The following is a 9,077-nucleotide window of genomic DNA, read 5'->3' on the forward strand; positions in this document are numbered from 1 at the left end:
CAATAAACTAAATTCATCAAATTAAGTCAGAGTTTATTTAAAAAGACTGATATACTCATCCTAAATGATTTGTGAGAAAAACTGTAGGGGTTTGGTCTCCTTTCCCCAAGCATGGAGAGCAAACCCCTACGATAAAATATTACAACCTATTTAGAATTGCTATATTAACTGAATAGCTACTTATTTATGCTAGAAATAATATCAAATTTATCAATAATAATTTCTTCTTTTTTTTATTAATAAAGCATTCAGCTATTAGCAATTAGCTCTCAGCTTTTTTGACGAATTAAGTCAGAGTTTATTTAAAAAAACTTATATACTCATCCTAAATGATTTGTGAGAAAAACTGTAGGGGTTTGGTCTCCTTTCCCCAAGCATGGAGACTAAACCCCTACGATAAAATATGAGAACTTATTTAGAATTTCTATATTAACTGAATAGCTACTTATTTATGCTAGAAATAATATCAAATTTATCAATAATAATTTCTTATTTCAAGAGAATACTTAGTAATTATAATCTAGCTGATTAAGACAGTTTCGACTCAGGAGGCAAACTAAAAGCTAATAGTTGAATACTAATACTTATATTAAATTCGGATAATTATTACACCCAAGTCATTGCGACTTACACTCTGTGGAAGGAAGCAATCTCAGGGGTGCGCGGAGATTGCTTCCTATCGTCGCAATGACAACTGTTCAATCGGATTTTATATTAGGAATTTTGCTACAAATTTTCTGTAATGATAATCGTTAAATCTATTATCAAAATAATTGGGTATAAAACCTTATATTTTAATCAGTTATCAGTTAAATATTTTTTCTAGCTTTATCAAAATAACAAAGTAATAATTTAACTTCTGAATTCTGACTGAATAACTTCTGACTTTAACTTGATATGCCTAAATCTAATTTATCTTACACTCAACTTTTTCCACACAAATTTAACCGACTGGTTTCGATTAATTTATTTCTACTAACTTTAACTATTGTATTGTGTTGGAGTTGGATATTACCTAGTTATACTCAGACACCTACACCTAATCTTAAAAGTCGGGAAGTTTTAATTCAAGAAATTAAAGATTATGCCGAACGTCATGTTGAAAATGATAAGGCAATGGATAGTAGGTTAATGATTGATTTATATGAGAAAAATTCTGTGGGTTTAACTACTCCAGAAATTACTAAAATTTACGAGGAAGAATATACAAAACTCAAGGAGGCAAAAGATAGTAATCTCTGGGAAAAAATTAATGACGATTTATTTTATGGGTTGGGATGGTTTGCTGCAATAGCATTTTTGATTCTGTTTATTTTTAAGGAAGCTATACAAGGTTGGGTAACTCATCTAGTTAATACCTTTGGCAAATGGCTCTACAATCAAATTGCTGGTCTTGAATTATTTTGGAATTTATCTCTAAAAAGTTATAAAAAAGGTCTGATTAATAAACACGAACAACTAAAAATTCCTTTTCGTCCGAATCGTCCTTTAAGTCTGCAAGAAATTTATGTGGATTTGCAATTCTTGGAAAAAGGCAGTAATGAACCAATTAATTTTTCTGAGATTAAAAAATATAATCGTTTGGCTATTAAGGGGCAACCTGGAGCTGGAAAAACTCTTTTATTAAAATATCTTGTTCTCTCTTGGGCGAGGGAAAAATTTAAAAGTTCATCTAATGAATATGTGCCGATTTTATTAGAGTTATATCGCCTCAATGAAATAGAAACTTCTGCCCTCAATATGGAAATCTTAAAACAGAAATTAGTAGAAGCTTTAGATAGAGATGATTTTCCTAAAGCTAATTCTTTTGTCGAGCGAAATCTGGAAAAAGGAAAATTATTTCTGTTATTTGATGGATTAGATGAAGTGAAAAGTTTGATTCGCCCTCAAGTTGTGCAAGCTATAAATGACTTATTAGATAAATACGATAAATGTCGAGCAATTATTACTTGTCGGGCAGCAGTTTATCGGAATGATTTTGCTGAGTCTGTCGAGAAAACTTTAGATATTAAAGAATTTAGCGACAGACAAATGCGACTCTTTTTAGAAGCATGGAAATCTCAAATGCCACCCGATAAATCTATCGATCAACTCATACAAACTTTGAGAGATAGACCTCTAATTATGGAGTTAGCAAGAAATCCTTTAATGTTGACAATTGTTGCTCATCTTTATACTCAACCTGCTTTTGTTTTGCCTCAGTCTCGGTCAGATTTTTATCAAGAATCTACTCATATTTTATTGAATCAATGGCAGAATAATTTTAATCAATATAAGGAGAGCGCTCATAAGCGGAGAGTGCTACAACATTTAGCTTTATTTGCTCAGGATAATGCTAGTCAACAACAAAAAAATGACTTAAGTTTGGATTATGAAATTGTCGTAGAACAAATTCAAAAAGTTTTACCCGATTTGAATCTAAATCCTGAAACAGATACTCAACCAATATTAAGAGAAATTGTCGAACGTAGTGGATTATTATTGGAAGTTGAGAGAGGAGATAAATATCAGTTTGCTCATTTAACTTTGCAAGAATATTTTGCAGCAACAGCTTTAAGAGATAGAGAAAATGAATTAATAGAAAGGTTTAAAAATGACCCGGAACGTTGGCGAGAAACGGTTAAACTTTGGTGTGGTTTTGCGGGAAATAGTACAAATTTAATAGAGGTTATTTATCAGGAAGATTCTCTGACAGCTTTTGAATGTTTAGCGGATGCTCAAGAAGTTTCTTCTGATTTAGCAGAGAGAATTATTGAAGAATTTAAGGAGAAATTGGCAGAAGCAAATTCTGATGAAAATTTAGCTAGAGCTTTTGGAGCAGTTGCTTCTGATGTTCGGGAAAGAGGTAGGGGAAAAGTTGTTTTTGAGTTTCTAGAAAATGCTTTGAATAATTCTGAATCTCTGGAAATTAGTAGAGCGTCTGTTAAGGCGTTATCTAAAACAAATTTGCCACAAGCAGCGGATATTTTGTTTAGGTATTATGAGGATATTAATTTGGTAGATGCTCGTCAAGCACTTATTAATATGGGAGATATTGCAGTTTCTTTATTGAAGAGTTTAGCAGAGAAAGGTTCGGAAATGGCAATGAGAGATTTAGTGAAAATTGGTACTCCTTATTCGAGAGAAATTTTAAATGGTTTACTTGATCATTCTGATGAAAATATTCAGAGGTTAGCTGCTTTAAATCTTGCGGAGTTTAGTAGTTTAAATAATTAGGTTTTCAAGGAGTGAGAAATATGGCAGAACTTGATAAGGAATTTAACTTAAGAGATTGGGAATGGATAGCAGTTCATTTTCCACCATCGGAAAGAGAAGCTATGGCAAAAGTAGCTTGGTTCATTTGTTGTAAATGTACTCCTGAAGAAATTTCTCAACGCAAGATCGATCCAAGAATAGTAATTCCTTTATGTACGATAGTATTGTTTGATGAAACTGATGTTTTGAAGTTCAAAGAGTTTGCAAAAGAAAAAGAAGTTGATAGGTATGCGAAAATATTAGCAGAATCGAAAACAAAGCGAGGAAATTCTAATATAATCAAACAAGAATTTATTAATACATCAATTAATTCGATTAATCCTAGCAAAAAATGGCTATCTCTGTTTTACACTTTGGATGCATATTTACAATTTTCCCTATTCTATAGTCTTATCGAATATCGTCGTCCAACCCCTGATGACTGGCGTAATATTTTTCTGGATGTTAAATATAAATTTTTACCAGAACTATGTTTTTCACTGGTACTAATTTTCATGATTTTACCTTCAGTAAGTCTTCCTGTTCTAGGATTCTTTAATATATTTTTATTCTGGATTTTTGGAAAAAATGCTCTGTTAATTATCTATGTCTTAAATTGTAATGCGTTATTATTTTTATTATATTCATTATTTGATCTATTTGAAGTTGGTGTGCCTTTGGAAATACCTATATTAATTATGTCATTAATTTGGGTAATTATGTTAGTTGTTTTCTTAATCTTATGGATTTACGCACAAAAAATACAACGCCAAACCAATAATCCTCTCAAGGATATTTTAAAACATGATAGTTCTATTGATACTTAATTATAAGTTTGAAAAGATTCTAATAATGTAAAGTTAGCGTCAAACTAGAAACGCTTAAATTCACTGGCAACTTAATTTTTAACTCTCATTTTGTTCAGAAGCTAAAATTATCCCGATGAAAATACTGCTTGATTTAACTGACTTTCTCAAAAGATGGAATAAGCGATCGCTTCCTAATATTCATCTTTAAAATATCAACAATTTAACTTGAAAGGTGATAACTGATAACTGAAAAGGCGATCGCTCCCAAAACTATACTATTTTTAGTTGAATAAAAAATCATGCGTATAGGCGAACGAATCCATTTAAAATTTATGATATCACAAAAATTGTGAGGATGCAACCCCAAATCCTTTGACGCGCGATTTTTTTCGGGAGCTTCAGAGAATGAAAATGTTGGTGGTTTTCCATAAAGGAGGGATAGATGGAAAAATTTGATGATGGGAAAAACAACCATTAACGAGAGCTTAACCAGATGAAAATTTTTCTGGCGTTACTCCTAGAAAAATTTCTTTGACCAAAAAAGTGGGTTTCAAGCCTTCCCCTTTTAGGGGGACTTTTTATTGCTTAATTTTCTGTAAAGTGCAAAAACATTTCTTCTTGTTCAGTTGGCTTAATAACTACTTCTGGCAAACTATCAATTAACTCTTCAATCACTTGAGTCATTGTTTTCCCTTTTGCTCGCGCATATAATCTTAACTTATCCATTCTCTTATCATCCATTCTTATTTTAAATTGATTATTTTTCATAAAGCCCCTTAATGTGTACACATTTATATTATAATATTAAGTATGGTCGATCGGGGAAAAAATGAAAGCAAGGTATAAGTATAGATGTTATCCAAACTTAATACAACAAGTACAATTAGCAAAGTTATTTGGTTGTTGTAGAGTAGTTTGGAACGATGCTCTAGCTCATTGTATTCAAGAGTTTAAAGCTAACAAAAAAAAGCCAAGTAATACTGAACTACAAAAAGTATTTATTACTCAGGCTAAAAAGACAATTAATAGAGCTTGGTTAGCAGAGGTATCTAATATTCCATTGCAGCAGTCGTTGAATGATTTGAATACAGCATATCAAAACTTTTTCAATAGTTGCAAGGGTAAAAGGAAAGGAAAAACTACAAGGCATCCTAAGTTTAAGAGCAGGAAATCTAAACAAACTGCAAGGTTTAGAAAAGGAGGATTTAAAATTGGTCAAGATAAAGTTTATTTAACTAAAGTAGGTAAGCTTAAAGTACATTGGTCAAGACCACTCCCTAATCCCCCATCATCAGTAACTATTATTAAAGATAGTGCTAATAGATATTTTCTTAGCTTTGTAGTAGAAACATCTGCTGAACATTTGCCCAAAACCGAAAATTCAACAGGCATAGATTTAGGAATTAATACTTTTGCAACTTTAAGTAATGGTGAGAAAATATTAGCACCAAAACCTCTGAAAAAGAATCTTAAGAAGTTAGCTAAATTCCAACGTAAATTTGCTCATACTGAAAAGGGTAGTAGGCGTCGTGAAAAAGCACGATTAAGGGTAGCTAAACTTCATGCCAAAATCAAAGACATTCGTACAGATTTTCTTCATAAGTTATCAACTGATTTGATTCGTAGATACGATGTAATTGTCCTGGAAGACTTAAATGTTTCTGGCATGCTTCGTAACCGTAAATTATCTAAAGCAATTAGTGATTTAGGATGGAGGCAATTCAGAACTTTAACAGAGGCAAAATGTGAAAAATATGGTCGTGATTTTAGAGTTATTAATCGTTGGGAGCCTACTTCGCAAAAATGCTCTAATTGTGGTTTTCGTGGTGGCAAGAAAGAGTTAAATGTCCGTGAATGGACTTGTCTAAATTGTGGTGCTGTGCATGATAGAGATATCAATGCTGCCGTAAACATTCTCAATGTTGTTAGTGAAACAGTCGCAGAAGTAACTCAACCGATAACCAAGGTTGAAACTATTGAAACTGAAATATTAGAAACACCAGTGCAATTATCTCTTTTCAATGAAGTCGCGGGCGGGCAGTCCGAGACATTAAACAAGACGAGGAGTCGGCGTAAATCTACCCGTAAAAAGGCAGTTGCTAACAATGAGTCGTCTACCCGCCTTGAGTCTTTCAAGCAGCTTAGTCTGTTTGATTGATGGATGGGAATCTCCACGCCTTTAGGCCGGAGAGGATGTCAAGCGCCGAACTTTTTTCAGGAGCTTCAAAGAATAAAAATGTTAGTGATTTTTCACGGAGTTGAGATGGATGGAAAAATTTGATGAGGAAAAAACAACCATCTATGCTTGCTCCACAAGATGAAAATTTTTCTGGCATTGCTCCTGGGAAAAAGTCCTGAATATTTGATTGTCTCCTAGCATTACCTCTCCCAGACTCGGAATTATAGGTTTTGTTGGGTTTCACTTCGTTCAACAAGGGCCTACGATTATCTGATTTTTTGATATATGGAAAGAGTGATCGCTGAAACCTGAGTGCTGAAGACTAAAAGCTAGAGACTGAAGGCTGAAAGCTAAAAGCTGAAAGCTCATCGCTTATTAACTGCTAAATTCCTAAACTTAGTAAACTGGGGGTCAAACAATAACTTCACCGTACCAGTCGGACCATTTCTATGCTTAGTAATAATAACCTCAGCAATACCCTGGTCGGGAGTATCTGGGGAATAATACTCATCTCGATAAAGCATAATAACTAGATCGGCATCCTGCTCAATAGAGTTATGAACGACAATCTCATTCGCCACAAAATTATGAAGACCAGGTACAGTCAAATCAAAAACCTCCGCCTCCCCATCAGGCATTATTTCGACAATTTCATCCCATTCAACATCAATTTCCGTACACCCTCCCCACTCACCAGACTTAACAACAGACCCTAACTTTCCACCATATTTTGGCCCAAAATTTGCTTGAGACAAAAGTTGCCCACGATACAATATTGAACATTTAAGCATTTTTTCACTCAAAATAGCAAGAGAATCCCCAATATTCAGACTATTCAACTGTTTCCAACCCCCCATAGAAAAGAAAGGATGATTAGCAGTTGCCCGAATCAATTTTCCCGAAGAAGTTTGCAGACGAAAGATAGGTTTAACCCCAGTAGAAAACACCCGACTCACCATCGCCGACTCAAATTTTCCAGTATTTTCATTCAAAGCAAAAACAGGAAAATTCGACTTACCAACCAGACGAGAAATAGGAATCTTTTTACCATCAACTAAATAGATTAAAGTTTCTCCAGTCAAACAACCAGACTCCCTCAAATCAGACATCATTGGTCTTTTATTAGTGCGAGATTCGACACTTCTACTAAGTTGAGACAAAGCAATAATCGGCACCGAAAGTTCTCTTGCCAAACCTTTTAAATTTCTAGTTATTCTTGCCAACTCCAAGACTCGATTATCAGTATTACTGCCTTCCATTAACTGTAAATAATCTAATAAAATTAATCCTAAAGCTCCACCTTGTTCACTTTGAAGTTGTCTAGCTTTAGAACGAATTTCATTAACAGTAATATTCGGAGTATCATCAATAAAAATCGGCATCTCAGAAAGAGAACCAATAGCCGAAGTTAAAGGTTCCCATTCATTCTGACTAATTCGCCCAGAGCGCAATCTATTACTTTCAATTTTTGCCTCACTAGCTAATAGTCTTAAGACCAATTGTTCTTTAGACATTTCCAAACTAAAAATAGCAACTGGTAACTTTTGATTAGCGGCAATACTATGACCAATATTCACAGCAAAGCTAGTATTGTGGAGGCAAATATCATTAGCTACAAAATTATGAGTTTCTGGCACAGTTAGATCGTATACTTGCTTTTCTCCTACTGGTTCGATAGAGACAATTTCATCCCAGAAAATGTCTGTATTTTCTAATTGTTCCTTCCAGAAATTATCCAGTTTGGCTAAATCGAATCTCTCGGAGTCAAAATCCAGATTTTCTGAGGGAAGGTTTTCCAAATCTACCAGAAGATTTTGACTAGAGATAGTATTAGTAGTAGTTAAGTTCTCAGAATTTTGAGGAGAGGTTCTTTTGACGGTTCTACTATTTACTGACTGATTTTTAGATTCGGCAAACTTTTCTATTAGACTTGCCAATTCATCCCAGAAAATGTCTGTATTTTCTAATTGCTCCTTCCAGGAATTCTCCAGTTTGGCTAAATCGAATCTGTCGGAGTCAAAATCCAGATTTTCTGAGGGAATGTTTCCCATATCTGTCAGAAAATTTTTCCCAGAAATAGTATCATTAGATTCGGCAAAATTTGCCACAAGACTCACCAATTTATTCCAGAGAATTTCTGTCTTTTCTAATTGCTCGCTCCAGGAATTATCTTGTCTGACTAAATTTAATCTCTCGGAGTCGAAATCTAGATTTTCTGAGAGAAGGTTTTCCAAATCTGCCAGTAAATTTTTCCGAAAAAAAGTATCAGCAGTCGTGAAATTCTTAGAATTTTTAAGAGAGGTTCTTTTGACACTTCTATTTTCGACCGACGGATGTTTAGATTCGGCAAAAGTTGCCACCAGACTTAGCAGCTCATTCCAGAAAATTTCCCGACTTTCCAATTTCTTCCACCAGGAATTTTCGAGTCTGGCTAAAGTTAATCTTTCCGAGTCAAAATCTAGACTTTCTAATGGAAAGTTTTCCATATCTGCCAGTAAATTTTTGCCATAGAAAGTATCAGTAGTAGTTAAGTTCTCAAAATTTTTCTCCGACGCTTTTTTGACACTTCTGTTTTCGACTGACGGATATTTAGATATGGAAAATTTCTCCACCAGACTCAGCAGCTTATTGCAGAAAATTTCCCGACTTTCCAATTTCTTCCACCAGGAATTTTCGAGTCTGGCTAAAGTTAGTCTGTCCGAGCCGAAATCTAGATTTTCTAATGGAAAGTTTTCCATACCTGCCAGTAAATTTTTCCGACAAAAAGTATCAGCAGTCGTGAAATTTTCAGAAGTTTTCTCCGAGGTTTTTTTGACACTTCTATTTTCGACCGACGGATGTTTAGATTCGGCAAA

The 9,077-nt window shown here is 34.0% G+C and carries 6 protein-coding genes; 3 read left to right on the top strand and 3 right to left on the bottom strand.

The window, feature by feature from the left end; translation table 11 throughout:
- Positions 1 to 897 precede the first annotated feature (897 nt).
- Both F6K40_RS29795 and F6K40_RS29800 read left to right on the top strand, forming a co-directional pair.
- The gene (locus F6K40_RS29795; RefSeq protein WP_293141106.1) at positions 898 to 3,216 is read left to right on the top strand and encodes an NACHT domain-containing protein; all 2,319 of its coding nucleotides are present in this window, start codon (positions 898 to 900) and stop codon (positions 3,214 to 3,216) included.
- 20 nt (positions 3,217 to 3,236) lie between these two features.
- Positions 3,237 to 4,061, top strand: a complete 825-nt coding sequence (locus F6K40_RS29800; protein ID WP_293141108.1) for a hypothetical protein — start codon at positions 3,237 to 3,239, stop codon at positions 4,059 to 4,061.
- Positions 4,062 to 4,628: 567 nt separating this feature from the next.
- Here the strand turns inward: F6K40_RS29800 and F6K40_RS29805 are convergent.
- On the bottom strand, positions 4,629 to 4,811 hold the full coding sequence (locus F6K40_RS29805; RefSeq protein WP_293141110.1) for a hypothetical protein: 183 nt from the start codon (positions 4,809 to 4,811) through the stop codon (positions 4,629 to 4,631).
- Between the two features lie 61 nt (positions 4,812 to 4,872).
- Between F6K40_RS29805 and F6K40_RS29810 the strand changes: the two genes are divergently transcribed.
- The gene (locus F6K40_RS29810; protein WP_293141112.1) at positions 4,873 to 6,201 is read left to right on the top strand and encodes an RNA-guided endonuclease InsQ/TnpB family protein; all 1,329 of its coding nucleotides are present in this window, start codon (positions 4,873 to 4,875) and stop codon (positions 6,199 to 6,201) included.
- Here the strand turns inward: F6K40_RS29810 and F6K40_RS29815 are convergent.
- Together F6K40_RS29815 and dnaB are read right to left on the bottom strand one after the other, a co-directional pair.
- The gene (locus F6K40_RS29815) at positions 6,185 to 6,466 is read right to left on the bottom strand and encodes a hypothetical protein (protein WP_293141114.1); all 282 of its coding nucleotides are present in this window, start codon (positions 6,464 to 6,466) and stop codon (positions 6,185 to 6,187) included. The genes F6K40_RS29810 and F6K40_RS29815 overlap by 17 nt on opposite strands.
- Positions 6,467 to 6,587: 121 nt before the next feature.
- Positions 6,588 to 9,077: replicative DNA helicase (dnaB, locus tag F6K40_RS29820; protein ID WP_293141116.1), on the bottom strand; the 2,490-nt coding region annotated here is incomplete at its 5' end.

It is taken from the genome of Okeania sp. SIO3I5, assembly GCF_010672085.1.
Classification (GTDB): Bacteria; Cyanobacteriota; Cyanobacteriia; order Cyanobacteriales; family Microcoleaceae; genus Trichodesmium.

What these genes read in the sequence shown, in the direction of transcription:
- F6K40_RS29795 (WP_293141106.1), top strand. Translation starts at nt 898, where the DNA reads ATGCCTAAATCTAATTTATCTTACACTCAACTTTTTCCACACAAATTT.
- F6K40_RS29800 (WP_293141108.1), top strand. Translation starts at nt 3,237, where the DNA reads ATGGCAGAACTTGATAAGGAATTTAACTTAAGAGATTGGGAATGGATA.
- F6K40_RS29805 (WP_293141110.1), bottom strand. Translation starts at nt 4,811, where the DNA reads ATGAAAAATAATCAATTTAAAATAAGAATGGATGATAAGAGAATGGAT.
- F6K40_RS29810 (WP_293141112.1), top strand. Translation starts at nt 4,873, where the DNA reads ATGAAAGCAAGGTATAAGTATAGATGTTATCCAAACTTAATACAACAA.